We start from the raw sequence: 15,711 nt of genomic DNA, 5'->3' as shown, positions 1-15,711 counted from the left end.
TCATACGTCCGTTCAGAAGCGTTCGGGCCGCACGAGCACGGCGACCAGATAGACGAGCAGCCCGGCGGCGGTGAGGCCGGCGAGCGCGAGCGGCAGGGTCATCGCGGTCTCCTCAGGCTTTTTCGCACAGGCGCACGAACGCCAGGGTGATGAGGAACAGGCCGCCCAGCAGGGCGAGCCACGACAGGTCGGGCATCTAGCGATCCTTCCAGTAAGGGGCGTTGAGCGCGGACAGCGGGACTTCCGCCAACAGGCGGGGGCCGAAAAGACTCAGCGCCAGGCCGCAGGTGAGCGAGGCGATGATCCCCAGGCACAGGGCGAAGTCACCCGGCGTGGCGTGGTGCGGCAGCGCCACCACACGATGCGTGAAGAGCGCCAAACGGTAGCAAGACGCGAGCAACAGCAGGCCGATGCCACGCAGGACGACCTCGGCCGTCCACCAGCGCCGCCCCTGTTGCAGCCGTTCAAGATGTGGTGACATGAAACGCTCCCGCACCAAGTGTGCGGTGGTTCATGTGCGCCCTTCCGGCGTAAAGGTTCTACAGGGAAAACGGCCCCGACCGTAAAGCTTCCGTAAAATTCGTAGCGCCGTCGCGCGCGCGGGGATACGCGCGCAAACCATGAGCGATGCCTCCACCGATCCGCAGGGCGCGCACGCCCACCCCGACAGCCAGACCGCCCTGGCGATCGGCGCGATCGGCGTGGTGTTCGGCGATATCGGCACCTCGCCGCTCTATGCGCTAAAGGAAAGCTTCATCGGCCATCACCCGCTGACGGTCGATGCCCCGCATATCTTCGGCGTGCTTTCGCTGATCTTCTGGACGATGATGCTGATCGTCACGCTGAAATACGTCCTCGTGATCCTGCGGGCCGACAACAAGGGCGAAGGCGGCAGCCTGGCCCTGCTGGCGCTGATCGGGCGCAAGCTGGGCCCGAACCGCTGGACCCCGGTGATCGCGATGCTGGGGGTGGTGGCGACCGCGCTGTTCTATGGCGATGCCATCATCACCCCGGCGATCTCGGTCCTGTCCGCCGTCGAAGGGCTGACCGTCGTCAACCCCGCCTTTGCCGACTGGGTACTGCCGTTATCGATCGGCATCCTGTTCGGCCTGTTCGCCATCCAGTCCTACGGCACGGCGGTGGTCGGCAAGCTGTTCGGGCCGGTGATGATCGTCTACTTCATCGTCCTGGCAGCGCTGGGGGTCATTAATATCGCCAGCGCCCCGCAAGTGCTGTGGGCGCTCAGCCCGCACTATGCGCTGGAGTTCTTCCTGATCGACCCGAAGCTCGCGTTCCTGGCGCTGGGTTCCGTCGTCCTCGCGGTCACCGGGGCAGAGGCGCTCTATGCCGACATGGGGCACTTCGGCCGCAAGGCGATCATGATCTCGTGGCTGTACATCGCGTTCCCGTGTCTCCTGATCAACTACCTGGGGCAATCGGCGCTGCTGATGACAAACCCCGCTGCAGTGTCGAACCCGTTCTTCTTCCTGGCCCCGGAATGGGCCCGCCTGCCGCTGGTGATCCTTGCCACCCTCGCCACCATCATCGCCAGCCAGGCGGTCATCTCGGGTGCCTATTCGGTATCGCAGCAGGCGGTGCAACTGGGCTTCCTGCCGCGCCTCAAGATCATGCACACCAGCGCCAGGGCGGCGGGGCAGATCTATGTGCCGATCGTCAACTGGGCGCTGCTGATCCTCGTCATCCTGCTGGTGATCGGGTTCCAGAGCTCCAGCAACCTCGCCGCCGCCTATGGCATCGCGGTGACCGGAACGATGCTGATCACCGCCTGCATGGTGGCGGTGCTGACTTTCGCCGTGTGGAAGTGGCACCCGCTGCTGGCGACGCTGATCACCGCCGTCTTCCTGATCGTAGATGGTCTCTATTTCGCATCCAACGTGACCAAGATCCCCGACGGGGGCTGGTTCCCGCTGCTGGTCGCCGCGATCGCTTTCACGCTGCTCACCACCTGGGCCACCGGCCGCAAGCTGGTGCGTGATCGGCTGGAGGAGGATGCGATGCCGATCGACCTGTTCCTCAAGTCCGTCGGCGAGCGGGTGAAGCGGGTGGCCGGCACCTCGGTGTTCCTCGCATCCACCACCGAGGGTATTCCGCCGGCGCTGCTGCACAACCTCAAGCACAACCATATCCTCCACGAACGGGTGGTGATCCTGACCGTGACGAACGAAGGCGTGCCGCACATCGCCCCGAAAGAACGCAGTGAGGTGGCGGACCTGGGGAGTGGCTTCTACCGGATCGTGCTCCACTTCGGCTTCATGGACGAGGTCGATATCCCCGCCGAACTGGCGCAGGAAAGCCGTGCCGGCGGGCCGTTCCGGCCGATGGAGACCAGCTATTTCCTCGCCCGCCAGACGCTGATCCCCTCCGCCCGCCCGGGCATGGCGATCTGGCGGGAAAAGCTGTTCGCCTGGATGGTGCGCAACGCCCAGAGCGCGATGGAATTCTTCAAGCTGCCCACGAACCGCGTGATCGAACTGGGCAGCCAGGTAGAGATCTGAGCCCTAGGGATCTTGCCTTGAGAGAGGTGGCGAGGCCCGCGCTACGCGCCGATGCGGCCGATCGCTGCGCAGAGCGCGAAACCTTGGCAGGAGTGGCAGGATTCGAACCCGCGGCCCTCGGTTTTGGAGACCGATGCTCTACCAACTGAGCTACACTCCTGCGGCCGTCGGTGCCTCTAAAGGCAGAATCCGGGAATGACAAGCGCGAGGCCGAAACATTCGCCATGCCTCGCGATATTTCCTGCGCGCGGGTGTCGTCTTGTTACCTGTTTTTGCTAAGACCCTTGTCGTGCCCACCAATCTGATCCCTGCCCCGATCGAGCCGGAACTGCTGATGCTGGCCTATCGCAGCGGCATTTTCCCGATGGCGGACCGGCGCGACGATCCCGAAATTTTCTGGATCGAGCCCCGGCAGCGGGCAATCCTCCCGCTCGACGGTTTTCACCTGTCGCGCTCGCTGGCCCGCACGCTGCGGCGCGGGCGCTTCACGGTGACCTGCAACGCAGCGTTCCCGGACGTGATGGACGCCTGCGCGGCCCCGCGCGCGACCGAGGACGGGCAAAGCTGGATCAGCCATCGCATCCAGCGCAGCTACGAACAGCTCAACGCGCTTGGCCTCGCGCACTCGATCGAATGCTGGCAGGCCGGTGCGGACGGTAGCCGGGAGCTCGTCGGCGGGCTCTATGGCGTCGGGTTCGACGGGGTATTCTGCGGCGAATCGATGTTTTGGCGCGTGCCCGATGCCTCGAAGATCGCGCTGGCCTGGCTGGTGGCGGCGCTGCGGCGCGGCCATGCGGCGCTGCTCGATTGCCAGTTCCTGACGCCGCACCTGGCATCGCTGGGGGCGGTGGAGATGCCGCAGCAGCGCTATCTCGCGCTGCTCCAGTCAGCTCAGTCCTGGGTGGCGGCGGGGTCGGCTTCCGGCGATGCGGCGGCGACGGGCGACACTGCTGCTGAAGGTGAAGACGAGGGCGCAGGGGCCGGCGTGCTGTCACTGCCCGATGCCTTCGCCGCGCTGCTGGACGATGCCGCGTCTGCCGGGCTTTCCTCCTCGCCCGGGTACTTCATCGCGCAATCCTTGACCCAGACGTCATAGATGGGATGCTGCACGGTGTTCAGTGCTGGCGAGTTCTTGAACAGCCAGCCGGAGAACACCTTGTGCCAGGCCAGCTTCTGATCGGTCGTCGCGCGTTCCTCGACGAAGACCTGCACGAACGCGCCGACTTCCTGCGGGCGTTCCCAGGGCAGCGATTTCTCGCAAGTGGCGACCTTGACCACGAGGTTGCCCATGCGCCGCGATTCGCCCGGCTTCATCACCAGGTCGGTGGCTTCGTTGTTGCGCTTGTTCAGCACCGCCAGGGTAACGACGCGGTCCTTGTTCGGAGTACCCAGTTGCTGGCCCTGCGCCGCCTGCGCCTTGCCCGCCTGCATTCCGGCGATGGCGTCGGGCACGCCGGTATCCTCCACTTCGGGCGCAGGTTCGCCGCCGCATGCGGACAGCAGCGGCAGCGTGCAAGAAAGCAGCAGGATCGCGGCCAGCCGGCGCATCAGCCGCTGCCTCAGGCGTCCGGGGTCCAGGCCTCGTAATCGCCGGTGGCGGGGGCGCGCCGGCCACCGCGCTCCAGCGCGCCTTGCGGACGATAGGCCATGGCGGTGCCCGTGGCGTTGGGGGTATAGTCCACTTCCCAGATGCGCGGTGCCGGCAGGTGGCTTTCCGGCACGGCGTCATAGGAATGGTGCAGCCAGCCGTGCCATTCGGCCGGAACCCGGCTGGCATCGTTGGCACCATGATAGATGACCCAGCGCTTTTCGTAGCCTTCGACGGTTTTCGCCTTCTTCGCACGGAAGTAGGTGTTGCCCTGCGCGTCGGTGCCGACATGTTCGCCGTTCATCGAGCTCCAGAGCGAGGTGCCGATGGTGGCGCCGTCCCACCAGGTGAAGATCTTGCCGAGGATTCCCATGGTCTGGCGCGTTAGCCCGTTTGGCCGGTGCTGCGCAAGCATGTCTGTGCTTTCACCCCCAATGCCCCGGCAAAGTACGTAATCGCGGCAAAGCGGCATGTTCGCTTCTGGCCGCTATCGATTGCACCACCCCTCGAAGGCGCGTCATCGCGCCCTGTTCAATGGAATGTGTGCAAATGGCGATTTTGCAAAAACTGAAAATCCAGACGGTGACGATGGCCGCCACGATCGGCGTGGCACTGCTCGCGCTGGGCGGCGGCGGCCTGGCTTTGCAGATCATCGGCCGGATCGGAGATTCGCTCGCCTATTCGGCCGACAACACCGTGCCCAGCCTGGCCGTGCTGGGTGACATCGCGCAAGGCGCGGCCCGCTCGCGGCAGTTGATGGCCGCGCATATCCTGGAGACCACGCCCGAAGGAACCCGGCGCCTCGATGCGCAACTCGTGGAGTCCATGCACGAGACCGACGCCAAGTTCGCGTCCTACCAGGCATTACTGTCAGACGAGACGGAACGCGCCATGTTCGCCCAGTTGCTCGGAGACTGGCAGTCATGGAAACAGGCGGCAGAACCTACACGTCAGGCCTCGCTTTCGATCCAGACCGAGCGGGCCACCTCACTTTTCAACACCCGCCTGCGCCCGCTTGGCGAAGTGCTTGACCAGCACATGGCCAAGGAATTCCGCTACAATGTCGATATCGGCAAGCGAGCCGGGCTGGAGGGCAAAGAGATCGTCGCCTCCGCGACATGGCGGATCGGCATGGCGCTGGGGATCATCGCGATCGTCAGCCTGGCCATCGTCGCCATCATCAGGAACCGGCTCAGCGGGCCGCTGTCGCGGTTGACCGATGCGATGCGGGAAATGGCCGGCGGCAATCTGGACCGGGCCGTCCCCGGGCGTGAGCTGACAGACGAGATCGGCGATATCGCCCGGGCGCTGGACGCGATCAAGGCGGGTGTCGAGGCCCGCACCCGCCAGCAGGCGGAAGAACAGACGCGGATCCAGGGGGCCATGGTCGATAGCCTCGCCAGCGGCCTCGGCGCGCTCAAGTCCGGCAAGCTCGATTGCGCGATCACCACCGCCTTCCCCGCCGATTACGAGCGGTTGCGGGTCGATTTCAACGATACCGTCGATACTCTCGCAACGCTGATGCGCGAGGTTGCGAGCGCATCCGAAAGCGTCAGCACCGGATCGGCGGAGATCGCCAGTGCCGCGAACGACCTGTCCAACCGCACGTCCTCGCAGGCGGCGGCGCTGGAGGAATCGGCAGCAGCCGTTCGCGAACTGCGCGAGGCGGTGACCGATACCGCGCAGACCGCCGGCAAGGCCCGCCAGACCGCGCGCGACACCGAAGGCCAGGCGATCAGCAGCGGCGACATCATGCAGCAGGCGGTGGGCGCGATGGAAAAGATCGCCGATTCCAGCCGCCGCATGCAGGAAATCGTCACCCTGATCGACGGCATCGCCTTCCAGACCAACCTCCTCGCCCTCAACGCCGGGGTCGAGGCGGCGCGGGCGGGCGAGGCCGGCAAGGGCTTCGCGGTGGTCGCCACCGAAGTGCGAGCGCTGGCCCAGCGCTCGGCCGAATCGGCGCGCGAGATCGCCGGGATCATCAAGACCAGCGGGGCCGAAGTGGGCAACGGCGTCGAGATGATGAACGCCACCAAGAGCGCGCTCGAACAGATTGTTGCCAGCACGGCGACGCTGGCGCAGATGATCGATACCATAGCCCAGTCGGCCGAAGATCAGGCCAGCGCCATCCGCCAGGTCGACCAGGTCGTCGGCCAGATGGACACCACGACCCAGCAGAACGCCGCGCTGGTCGAGGAATCGACCGCCGCCTCGCGCGCGCTGGCAAACGAAGCGGGCCGGCTCGGCAAGATGGTGGCGCGGTTCACCGGCGGCGGCACCGGCGGTGCGACCGGCTTCGCGGCTGCTCGCCAGACGCCGCCGCAACGCGCCGCCGCCCGCGCACCGGCGCGCCGCCTCGCTGCAGTCGGCGGCGGGGGCAGCGCGGCGGCGGATGACTGGTCGGAATTCTGAACCGGTCTGGCCCTATGAAAAAGGCCCGCCATTCAGACGATGGCGGGCCCTTTTGCGTCCGTAACGATGAGGCTCGGATCAGCTCGCCGAAGCGGGTGCTGCTACCGGTGCAGCAACCGGGGCCGCCTGCGGCGTCGGCGCGAGCGTTCCGGTCATCTGACGCGGGGCGTTGGCGGGAATAGTGAACGACAGCGGCTCAACGGTGTGAGCGCGCAATTGCTGGCCGTTGACGATCGTCGCCGAACGCCCGGTCACGAAAGCCGAGAACACGCCGACGGCAACCGCCGTGGCAACCGTCGCACCGGTGTTGCCTTCGCCTTCCTGACGGAACGTGCCGGTGAGCGGGATGCGCCGACCGCCCATGTCGAGCCAGTCGAACGAGACTTCCATCTTGCCCGACTTGCCGAATGCGCCCTTGTTGGTGATGTAGGTGACGGTGCCTTCGCCAACGGTCCCCTTGGGGATCACGACAACGCCGTCCTGCATCACGTCGAACATGGTGGCGAGCTTGAACTTGCTGCCCTGCTTGATGAGCTTGCCCTTGGTGGTGATCGTTTCGTTGCTGGTCACCACCACTTCGGTGTTGGGCGGCAGCACGAGGGTCTGCAGGGCAGGCTCGACAACCGCCGGAACGACAGCCGCCGTTACCGCAGCCGGTGCTCCGGGCACCTGCTGGACGACGGGTTCAGCGAAAGCGCTGGTAGAAAGGCAAAGCAGCGTTGTGGCGCAAAGTGCGACGCGCATAAAATCATGTCCCCCATTCCCGAGCCGGCGACGCCGACTCTCCCCAAGAATGTTCCATCGCGAATAAAGCACCGGCTATCGCTGTCCAGCCGAATTACGACGAACTGTTGGCCCGTCCGTAAACGGCGGCAAGTGCTCGGCGAAATTACAGTTTTGTAATACTTAGGGGTGCTGCCGATGTCACCGCGGGCTGCAAATCACCACTGCACCACATCGCCGGGCACGATGCCCAGTTCGGCGGCGCGGCCGGCGTTGAGTTCCAGCACGCCGATCGCGAAGCCGGCGGCGGACAGCAGGCTTTCGTCGTAGGGCTTGCCATGCGCGATGTTGAGGATGCGCCCATCCTCGCCGATAAACACGATATCGAGCGGCAGCACGGTGTTGTGCATCCAGAAGGACGGCACGCGGGGCGGGTTCATCGGGAAGATCATGCCTTCGTCCGCGCCCATCCGGCTGCGGAACATCAGCCCGCGCGCCTGCTCGGCCGAAGTGCCCGCCAGTTCCACCCGGAACGTGTGAACGCCGCCGGCGGAACGCACCGTCAGCGGGATGACGCGGAGGCCGGAATCGGGATGCACCGACGGCGCGGCAGCGTCCGCTGACGGAGCAGCCGAAACCGGCGGCGTGGCTGCGGCTTCCTGCGGCCCTTGCGAACACGCGACGGCGGCCAGCAGGGCAAGAGCGGCAAGCGGATGTTTCAGACGCACGACGATGCTCCTTGCGGTTCAGGCGGGTGCCTCAGGCCGAATCGGCCCACTGCTCCACCTCTTCCGGATCACGCGCATCGACGATCCGGCGGGCGATGTCGAGCGGGTGGCCGGCGCGGACCATGGCGGCCACCTGCTTTTCGCGCTGCGGCCGGTCGGGCAGCAGATCAGCCCCGCGAAACGGCCCGAACCGCCGCCGCCGCGCGAGCACCAGCGCCGCCTGCCGCTGCGCCGGTTCGTCCAGCCGGTTATCGGCGCGCAAGTCCTCGGCGATGCCCGCTTCGCGCAGCGCCTGCCCGATGCGCCCCGCCCCGAACCCGCGCCGCGCCAGCGCGCCCGATCGCATCCGCGCCCAGGCCTCGTCATCCAGGTAGCCTGCCTGAGCGAACCGCATGACCAGCGCCTCGATGCGGTCCTCGGGCCGGTCCTCCGTCCGGTCATCTGTGCCTTCCCAGCCACGCTCGCGCAGCTTTCGCACCAGGTAACTACGCAGGCGGGCTTGCGTCGTCGCATAACGCGCGACATAGGCCAGCGCCGTCTGCTCCAGGGCGGCGGGGGTGAACGGGACACGATTGCGACGCTTGTCGGACATCTTGCCCTATTCGTGCCACAGTCACAGCCGAATGGGGAGAGCGTGCGAGTGGTGCATGCATCGCGGCGGTCTAGGCAAGGTTCATAAAACAACGCCTAAGTGCCGCATGCAGACGTAAAACGGTTTAACAAAGAACGGGTTACAACGAATGAACGACACCATCAACTTGGTGCCGCACGGGACGCACAAGCCGGTATCGACGCCTAACGAGGACGTGCTGCCCCGTCGTTTCGCCGATTTCGCCACCTTTACCGAGGCGCTGGATTATGCCGCCACCGGCGCGCGCGGCTTCAATTTCCACGATGCGCGCGGCACGTTGGCGCGGGTCTATCCGTTCAGCGAACTGCGCGAGGATGCGATCAAGGTCGCCCATGCGCTGATCGCGCGCGGCATCAAGCCGAACGATCGCGTGGCGCTGATCGCCGAAACCGGCCCCGATTTCGCCGCCCTGTTCTGCGGCGCGGTCTATGCCGGCGCGTGGCCGGTGCCGCTGCCCCTGCCCACCAGCTTCGGCGGCAAGGACAATTACATCGAACAGCTTGCGGTCCAGCTTGACAGTTCGGACCCGGTGCTGCTGGTCGGCCCGGACGAGATCGCCGCCATGATCGAGGCCGCCGCCGCGCGCCAGGGCTGCGCGCACGCCGGCTGGGCCGATTTCGCCGCCAAGGATGCCCCGGTGGTGGAGCTGCCCGCGCGTTCGCCGGACGATATCTGCTATCTCCAGTATTCCAGCGGTTCGACCCGCTTTCCCCACGGCGTTGCCGTCACCCATCGCTCGCTGCTGTCGAACCTTGCCAGCCACAGCCACGGCATGGAAGTGGAGCCGGCCGACCGCTGCATTTCCTGGCTGCCCTGGTACCATGACATGGGCCTGGTCGGCTGCTTCCTGTCGCTGATCGCCAACCAGGTTTCCGGCGATTACATGAAGACCGAGGATTTCGCCCGCCGCCCGCTGGCCTGGCTCGACATGATCAGCCGCAACCAGGGCACCTCGATCTCCTATTCGCCCACATTCGGCTATGACATCTGCGCGCGTCGCATTTCCAGCCAGAGCGCGGTGACCGACCGGTTCGACCTGTCGCGCTGGCGGCTGGCCGGTAACGGTGCCGACATGATCCGCCCGGACGTGATGCAGAACTTCGTCAACGCCTTTGCCGCCGCCGGGTTCAAGGCTGCGTCGTTCCTGCCCAGCTATGGCCTGGCCGAAGCCACCCTTGCCGTCACGATCATGCCGCCCGGCGAAGGCATCCGCGTCGAACTGGTCGAGGAAGAGCGTCTGTCGGGTGCCCCGCGCGACCTTTCGCGCCCGGCCCGCTATCGCGCCATCGTCAACTGCGGCAAACCCGTGCGAGACATGGAAGTGGTGATCCGGGGCGAAGACGGCACCCTGCAGGGCGATCACAAGATCGGCAAGGTCTGGTGCCGCGGCGTCAGCGTCATGCATTCCTACTTCCGCGATCCCGAAGCCACCGCCGCGTGTCTGGTCGACGGCTGGCTTGATACCGGTGACATGGGGTACATGGCGAAAGGCTATCTGTTCATCGTCGGCCGGGCGAAGGACATGATCATCATCAACGGCAAGAACCACTGGCCGCAGGATATCGAGTGGGCGGTGGAGCAGTTGCCCGGCTTCAACCACGGCGATATCGCCGCCTTCTCGGTCGAAACCGAAAACGGCGAGGAAGCGCCGGCGGTGCTGGTCCACTGCCGCGTGTCCGATCCCGAGGCGCGCGTAGCGCTGCGTGACCAGATCCGCGACAAGGTGCGTTCGATCACCGGCATGAATTGCGTCGTCGAACTGGTCCCGCCCAAAAGCCTGCCGCGCACCAGTTCGGGCAAGCTGAGCCGCGCCAAGGCCAAGAAGCTGTACCTTTCCGGAGAGATCGAGCCGTTCAAGCTGGCCGCCTGATCGAACTCTCCCCGGCAGGGCGGGGTTGGGGGAGCGATGCCGCAAGGCAGCGCGTCAAGGCGTGCGGCGGCACACCCCCTCCCGACCTCCCCCCTGAAGGGTGGAGGAGCAGGCCGCGCGTAGCCTAATGACATCAATCGCACAGTCTACCCGTCGCGACGGGGAACCTGTCGCATTCCTGGCAGCTTGTTGTGCTGACAGACAGGTGCGCCATGCAACCGGCGAGCAGTCGTCCAGCCACGGAGAACGCGCTTGCAAGACATCGTCCTGACCAGACAAGGCGCAGTGCCCCTGCCCGGATCGCAGCGCGATGTCCCCGCTGAAACGCGGCCCGACGAGCAGGCGCGTCAACGCCGGTCGGACGCGATCGGCATTGCCCGGGTGCTGTGTATCCTGGGCGTGGTCTACGTCCATGCCTGGACGGGCCTTGGCGGCAACGGCCTGGAACTGGCGCGCGGCACTTTTCAGGAAAATCTGCGCTGGGTGCTGATGGAATGTTTCGGGCGCAGCGCGGTGCCGCTGCTCGGGCTGATTTCGGGGTGGCTGGTGATGGCGTCGCTGGCGGAGCGCGACGGCCGGCGGCGCGACTGGGCCGGCCATGTCGGTCGCAAGGCGCGCACCGTGCTGCTGCCGATGGTGGTGTGGAATGCCATCGCGCTGGTGCTGGTATCGGGCACCGCCTGGCTTTTCACCCTCCCCGCCCCGGTTCCGCACACGCTGGGCTGGACGATCGAGGAACTGCTGATCCTCACTCGCAATCCCGACATCAACGTCCAGATGCCGTTCCTGCGCGATCTGTTCGTGTGCATGGTGCTGGCTCCGGCGCTGGTGCGGCTGCCCGCCCGCGCGCTCGGCCTGATCGCACTGGCGGCAGGGATCGCACAGGCGTTCGCGCTGGGCTGGCCGATCTTCCTGCGCCCGTCGATCCTGATGTTCTTCGCGCTGGGCATGATCGCGCGCCAGACCGGGGCGGCAGAGCGGGTGGCGGAATGGCCGCTATCCCGCGCCGTGCTTCCCTTCGCGCTGCTGCTGCCGGTCAAGCTGGCGCTGGAGTTCGCCCTCGCCGATCCGGGCGCGATGCCCGCCTTCGTGGCGTTCGACCTGACGGTAAGGATCGCCGCCGCCTTCGCGTTCTGGCGGATCGCCTGGGCGGTGGCGCGGAGCGATGCGCGAGGGCCGCTGCTGGCGCTGGAACCTTATGCCTTCTTCCTGTTCTGCGCCCATCTGACCCTGATCTGGCTGTTCGCGCCACTGATCGGCCGCCTCACTGGCCCGCTGGGCTCACCGCTCTATCCGCTGTTTCTGATCCTCCAGCCGCTCCTGGTCCTTGGGGCGACACTGGCGGTGGCGAGCCCGCTCAGCCGCCATTGGCCCGCCGCCGCCCGCGTGCTGAGCGGCGGACGGTTGGGACGGAGGCGGCCCTAACCTTCCCCCAGAAAGGCCAGCAACCCCCGCTCCTCGCGGCTCAGCCAGCGGGTTTTGCGTGGCAGTGTCCTGGGCAGCGCCGGGGCGTACTCGCCCGTTGCAGCGGCAAGCACCTTGGGATGGACATAGGACTTGCGCGCGATCGCCGGGGTGTTGCCGAGGCGGTCGCAGACATCCTCCAGCATCGCCTTGAGCGACGCGCCGGGATGGGCATGGAGGTGTGCGAAGGCGATCGTGCTGGCCGCCCAGGTGCGAAAATGCTTGGCGGAGAACCCCTCGCCCAGCACATCGGCGATGTAGGCGTTCACATCCTGGCTGTGCACCGGCCGCGCCAGCCCCTCGGCGTCGAGATACTGGAACAGGTGCTGGCCCGGCAGGTCCTGCATGCGCCGCACGCATGTCGCCAACCGACGGTCCGCGCAATCGATCTCGTGCTTCTTGCCGCCTTTGCCGATGAAACGAAGCCGCAAGCGCCCTGATGCCAGCCTGGCATGACGACGGCGCAGGGTGGTAGCGCCGAAACTCCTGTTCTCCCGCGCATAGCATTCGTTGCCGACGCGGATTGCGCCCTGATCGAGCAGAGTGATGACCGAGGCAATGGCCCGCTCGCGCGTCAGGCTGCGGCGGCCAAGGTCCTTGCGCACCTGTTCGCGAAGGCGCGGCAACAGGGCACCGAACGCGCCGCAGCGATCGAACTTCATCGCCTCGCGCGCCTCCCGCCACTCGGGGTGGTAGCGGTATTGCTTGCGCCCGCGCGCGTCGATGCCGGTCGCCAGCAGGTGGCTGCGCGGGTCGCAAGCATACCAGCAATCGCGATAGGCGGGCGGCAGCGCCACCGCGTTCAGCCGGTCGATCTCGGCGCGGTCCGTAATCCGCCCGCCGTCAGGCGCGAAATAGGCCCATTGCACTTTGCCCGCCCGTTGTCTGGCGGGCTTGCGGGTGATGCCGGGCTCGTCTTCCTCGACGAAGCGCAGGGCTGAAGGGGGCATGAAGGTTCGCCGTTGTCAGGATCGTGGGATTCCACCTGCCCGATCAACGCGCCAACCCGGCACAGGTTGTCAGGCCACCGCTGCAACCGACGGGTTCCGGCAGCGTTGCATCGGCAACCATCGCAACAGAGGACTTTCGACCATGGCCGATGCCCGCATCTTCAGGGACCTCAAAGCCGATCATGACCGCCACCGCGCCATGCTGGAGAAGCTGGGAGAGACCAGCGGTGCCAGCGAGGAACGGCGCACCCAGTTCGAGGCGCTGCGCACCGAACTGCAGGCGCATGCGGCGGCCGAAGAGGAATCGCTTTATGCCACCATGCTGGCCGAACCGGACCTGCGCGACGAAGCGCGCCATTCGGTATCCGAACACAAGGAAATCGACGATTATCTGGGCGAGTTGGTGGACATCGACATGTCCTCGTCAGCGTGGCTGACGAAGTTCAAGGAGATGCGCCACCGCTATCTCCACCATATCGACGAGGAAGAGGAGGAGATGTTCCCCTCCGCAGCCAAGAACCTTTCGGCGGAGGCGGAAAAGCGTATCGCCAAGGTGTTCGAACAGCGCAAGCCCGCAGAGCTTGAGGCCGCCGCCGAACAGACCCCGGGCGACGACCGCGAATAATCGCCGCCGCCCGACGCCCGCCGCCGCTTCCGGAACGACCGGGGCGGTCCGGGCGTTACCTCACCATAGCAAGAGGAGATCCCACCATGGACAAGGAAACCCGCGAAACCTTCTGGAAGGCCTTCGCGTCCAGCCCGATCATCATGATGCGACTGGAAGGGGCGGATGGTCATGCCGAACCGATGAGTGCCCAACTCGACAAGAATGCCCATCACGCCATCTGGTTCTATACCAAGCGCGACAACCGCATTGCTCCGGGTGGACCGGCCATGGGCCAGGTGATGACCCGCGATCACGGCGTCTTCGCCTGCATCAAGGGCGCGCTGAGCGAGGAAACCGACCATTCGGTGCGCGAAGCCCACTGGAACAACGCCGTCGAAGCCTGGCTGCCCGGCGGGAAGACCGACCCCAATGTCATCATGCTGCGCTACGACATCACCGATAGCGAAGTGTGGGCCAGCGATATCGGCATTACCGGCGCCTTCAAGATGCTGACCGGCAAGCCGATCGATCGCGAACACGCCGGCACCCACGAACTCGGCGCGGTCTGAACCCCTCGCAGGACCGCGTACAAGGAGGGCGCGAGGGTGAGAACCTTCGCGCCCTTTTCCGTGCAGCGATGGGGAAATATGCCCTGATAGGGCTTACTTGCTCCTCCACCCTTCCGGGGGAAGTCGGGAGGTGGTGTTCCACCACGAGCCCTGCGGCAGTGCTCCTCCAACGACGCCCCCGCCAAGACCAGGACAATCGCATATGAGGCGTTTATCCGCAGCAGGGTCATGCTGAGCTCGTTTCAGCATCCATCGCGCGGTTTGCACCGCCGTCGAATAGGGCTTGGCCCCATCGTCCAGCGCCTTTCAGCGTCCCGTCCGGCGGCACGATAGCCCCTGGAACAAGTTCAGGGTGCCCCAATACGGATAAGCAATAACATGCGAGTGCCGTCCCGCAGAGGCAGGCCGACGCCGCATTCATCAGGCGATCAGTGAGAGCGGAGACGTTCCAGCTCGGCCGGGCGATCCTGTTCCGGGCAGCCGGCGAGCGCATAGGCGATGGCTGCCAAGATGGTCTGGCGCGAAAACGGCTTCTGTACGAAGCCCACGGCCGTTTCCGCCGGGTAATCGATCTGGTTAGGGGTAGCGGTGACGTAGATCACTCTGGCCCCGAACTGCCCTGCCAGATGGCGGGCAATATCCGGGCCGGTCAGGCCATCGCGAAGATTGAGATCGACAAGCGCAACGTCGGGCACTTCCTCCAGGTCCAGCACCGATGCGCGATCGGGCACCGTGCCGACGACCGCATAGCCGCCATCGGACACGATATCTTCCAGTTGCAGAGCGACGAGAAACTCATCCTCCACGATCAGGATTTTGCCGGCCGAGGGAAAAGCAGAATTCAAAACGCGGAACTCCTTAGCGAATGGCCGCAGCGATCAGGCGGCTTGCGCCATAGCCGCAAGCCGCAGTTCCTCGGGGTGGAGGTTGGCGATCTTGCCGAGTTCGGCGAAGAAAGCGTCGATCGCATCACCGCCCAGCACGAAGTTGTGACGGAAATCGGGAAGCTGGCCCGATTCGATGACTTGCGACAGCATCGCCCGGGCGCGGCAGATGCGGCTCTTCACCGTACCCAACGCGATCCCGCAAATGTCGGCGATCTCTTCATAGGAAAGGTTGCCCGCAGCGACGAGGATCAGCGCTTCGCGATAGCTGGCCGGGATCGCGCTCAGCGCGCGCAGGACGTCGGCCAGTTCGATCGCGCCTTCCTGTCCGGCGGGGGCCCGCAGGATACGTTCGGCAGCCACTTCGTCGTACTCGCCGTGGAAGCGGGCGCGGCGTGCCTCGCTGTAGAAGTGGTTGCGCAGGATCGTGAAGGTCCAGGCCTTGAAGTTGGTGCCCGCAGCATAACGGTCACGCGCCGCCCAGGCGCGCAGCATGGCTTCCTGCGCCAGATCATCGGCCCGGTCGCGGCAACCGCAGAGGCCGCGCGCGAAAGCGCGCAGGTGCGGCGCAACATCGGCCAGGGCGCGCTTGAAATCGCGATCGGTGAGAGCGCTGCGTTCGACCGGCTCGGCACCGGTTTCGGCGTGGTCTTCAAGCGATGCGATGGCGCTGATGGATGTCATGGCAATACCCTCGATTATTGCTGTCTGACCCCGAGAACGCGACGATGTCCCGGAAAGTTCCCGAAGATCGTCATAGTGTTCA

At 65.8% G+C, this 15,711-nt stretch carries 16 protein-coding genes, 1 tRNA gene and 1 pseudogene; 7 read left to right on the top strand and 11 right to left on the bottom strand.

Annotation, left to right across the window (positions count from 1 at the left end; translation table 11 throughout):
- Nucleotides 1-12 precede the first annotated feature (12 nt).
- Both kdpF and IE122_RS03410 read right to left on the bottom strand, forming a co-directional pair.
- The gene (gene kdpF, locus IE122_RS03415; protein WP_189619640.1) at nucleotides 13-102 is read right to left on the bottom strand and encodes a K(+)-transporting ATPase subunit F; all 90 of its coding nucleotides are present in this window, start codon (nucleotides 100-102) and stop codon (nucleotides 13-15) included.
- A gap of 94 nt (nucleotides 103-196) precedes the next feature.
- Nucleotides 197-481 carry a hypothetical protein gene (locus IE122_RS03410; protein WP_189619639.1) on the bottom strand — a complete coding sequence of 95 codons (285 nt, stop codon included), beginning with the start codon at nucleotides 479-481 and terminating at the stop codon, nucleotides 197-199.
- A gap of 139 nt (nucleotides 482-620) precedes the next feature.
- Here IE122_RS03410 and IE122_RS03405 point away from each other — a divergent pair, with 139 nt between their 5' ends.
- Nucleotides 621-2,516 (top strand): potassium transporter Kup, encoded by a 1,896-nt coding sequence (locus IE122_RS03405; RefSeq protein ID WP_189619638.1) that lies wholly within the window; start codon nucleotides 621-623, stop codon nucleotides 2,514-2,516.
- Between the two features lie 84 nt (nucleotides 2,517-2,600).
- Here IE122_RS03405 and IE122_RS03400 read toward each other — a convergent pair.
- Nucleotides 2,601-2,676 (bottom strand) — tRNA-Trp (locus IE122_RS03400).
- A gap of 174 nt (nucleotides 2,677-2,850) precedes the next feature.
- Between IE122_RS03400 and aat the strand changes: the two genes are divergently transcribed.
- Nucleotides 2,851-3,612 (top strand): leucyl/phenylalanyl-tRNA--protein transferase, encoded by a 762-nt coding sequence (gene aat / locus IE122_RS03395; protein ID WP_189619773.1) that lies wholly within the window; start codon nucleotides 2,851-2,853, stop codon nucleotides 3,610-3,612.
- 35 nt (nucleotides 3,613-3,647) lie between these two features.
- Here aat and IE122_RS18320 read toward each other — a convergent pair.
- Together IE122_RS18320 and IE122_RS03385 are read right to left on the bottom strand one after the other, a co-directional pair.
- Nucleotides 3,648-3,830: pseudogene (locus IE122_RS18320) on the bottom strand (DUF2155 domain-containing protein); the annotation flags it as partial.
- 245 nt (nucleotides 3,831-4,075) lie between these two features.
- Nucleotides 4,076-4,477 carry an NADH:ubiquinone oxidoreductase subunit NDUFA12 gene (locus tag IE122_RS03385; RefSeq protein ID WP_189619637.1) on the bottom strand — a complete coding sequence of 134 codons (402 nt, stop codon included), beginning with the start codon at nucleotides 4,475-4,477 and terminating at the stop codon, nucleotides 4,076-4,078.
- A gap of 176 nt (nucleotides 4,478-4,653) precedes the next feature.
- Here IE122_RS03385 and IE122_RS03380 point away from each other — a divergent pair, with 176 nt between their 5' ends.
- Nucleotides 4,654-6,519, top strand: a complete 1,866-nt coding sequence (locus tag IE122_RS03380; RefSeq protein WP_189619636.1) for a methyl-accepting chemotaxis protein — start codon at nucleotides 4,654-4,656, stop codon at nucleotides 6,517-6,519.
- A 78-nt stretch (nucleotides 6,520-6,597) separates the two neighbouring features.
- Here IE122_RS03380 and IE122_RS03375 read toward each other — a convergent pair whose 3' ends face one another.
- The 3 genes from IE122_RS03375 to IE122_RS03365 form a co-directional block, all read right to left on the bottom strand.
- A complete protein-coding gene (locus IE122_RS03375; RefSeq protein ID WP_189619635.1) occupies nucleotides 6,598-7,188 on the bottom strand; it encodes a hypothetical protein in 591 nt (196 codons plus the stop codon).
- A 272-nt stretch (nucleotides 7,189-7,460) separates the two neighbouring features.
- The gene (locus tag IE122_RS03370) at nucleotides 7,461-7,970 is read right to left on the bottom strand and encodes a DUF192 domain-containing protein (RefSeq protein ID WP_189619634.1); all 510 of its coding nucleotides are present in this window, start codon (nucleotides 7,968-7,970) and stop codon (nucleotides 7,461-7,463) included.
- A 31-nt stretch (nucleotides 7,971-8,001) separates the two neighbouring features.
- Nucleotides 8,002-8,562 (bottom strand): regulatory protein RecX, encoded by a 561-nt coding sequence (locus tag IE122_RS03365; protein WP_189619633.1) that lies wholly within the window; start codon nucleotides 8,560-8,562, stop codon nucleotides 8,002-8,004.
- A gap of 148 nt (nucleotides 8,563-8,710) precedes the next feature.
- On the opposite strand from IE122_RS03365, the gene IE122_RS03360 reads away from it, so the two are divergent.
- Together IE122_RS03360 and IE122_RS03355 are read left to right on the top strand one after the other, a co-directional pair.
- Nucleotides 8,711-10,471, top strand: a complete 1,761-nt coding sequence (locus IE122_RS03360) for a fatty acyl-AMP ligase (protein WP_189619632.1) — start codon at nucleotides 8,711-8,713, stop codon at nucleotides 10,469-10,471.
- 291 nt (nucleotides 10,472-10,762) lie between these two features.
- A complete protein-coding gene (locus IE122_RS03355) occupies nucleotides 10,763-11,896 on the top strand; it encodes an acyltransferase family protein (protein ID WP_373299104.1) in 1,134 nt (377 codons plus the stop codon).
- Here IE122_RS03355 and IE122_RS03350 read toward each other — a convergent pair.
- Nucleotides 11,893-12,885: a DNA topoisomerase IB gene (locus IE122_RS03350; RefSeq protein ID WP_189619631.1), complete on the bottom strand. Its 993-nt coding sequence runs from the start codon at nucleotides 12,883-12,885 to the stop codon at nucleotides 11,893-11,895. The two genes, IE122_RS03355 and IE122_RS03350, sit on opposite strands and share 4 nt — an antisense overlap.
- Before the next feature lie 142 nt (nucleotides 12,886-13,027).
- Here IE122_RS03350 and IE122_RS03345 point away from each other — a divergent pair, with 142 nt between their 5' ends.
- Both IE122_RS03345 and IE122_RS03340 read left to right on the top strand, forming a co-directional pair.
- Nucleotides 13,028-13,510 (top strand): hemerythrin domain-containing protein, encoded by a 483-nt coding sequence (locus IE122_RS03345; protein ID WP_189619630.1) that lies wholly within the window; start codon nucleotides 13,028-13,030, stop codon nucleotides 13,508-13,510.
- Nucleotides 13,511-13,596: 86 nt separating this feature from the next.
- The gene (locus IE122_RS03340) at nucleotides 13,597-14,061 is read left to right on the top strand and encodes a pyridoxamine 5'-phosphate oxidase family protein (RefSeq protein ID WP_189619629.1); all 465 of its coding nucleotides are present in this window, start codon (nucleotides 13,597-13,599) and stop codon (nucleotides 14,059-14,061) included.
- Between the two features lie 428 nt (nucleotides 14,062-14,489).
- Here the strand turns inward: IE122_RS03340 and IE122_RS03335 are convergent, their stop codons facing one another.
- Both IE122_RS03335 and IE122_RS03330 read right to left on the bottom strand, forming a co-directional pair.
- A complete protein-coding gene (locus IE122_RS03335; protein WP_189619628.1) occupies nucleotides 14,490-14,906 on the bottom strand; it encodes a response regulator in 417 nt (138 codons plus the stop codon).
- A 33-nt stretch (nucleotides 14,907-14,939) separates the two neighbouring features.
- Nucleotides 14,940-15,629 (bottom strand): sigma-70 family RNA polymerase sigma factor, encoded by a 690-nt coding sequence (locus IE122_RS03330; protein WP_229813688.1) that lies wholly within the window; start codon nucleotides 15,627-15,629, stop codon nucleotides 14,940-14,942.
- Nucleotides 15,630-15,711 lie beyond the last annotated feature (82 nt).

The organism is Novosphingobium colocasiae, assembly GCF_014652555.1.
In the GTDB taxonomy this organism is placed as follows: Bacteria; Pseudomonadota; Alphaproteobacteria; order Sphingomonadales; family Sphingomonadaceae; genus Novosphingobium; species Novosphingobium colocasiae.
The sequence above is the reverse complement of the archived record's forward strand: the minus strand, read 5'-3'. Positions and strand labels throughout refer to the sequence as shown.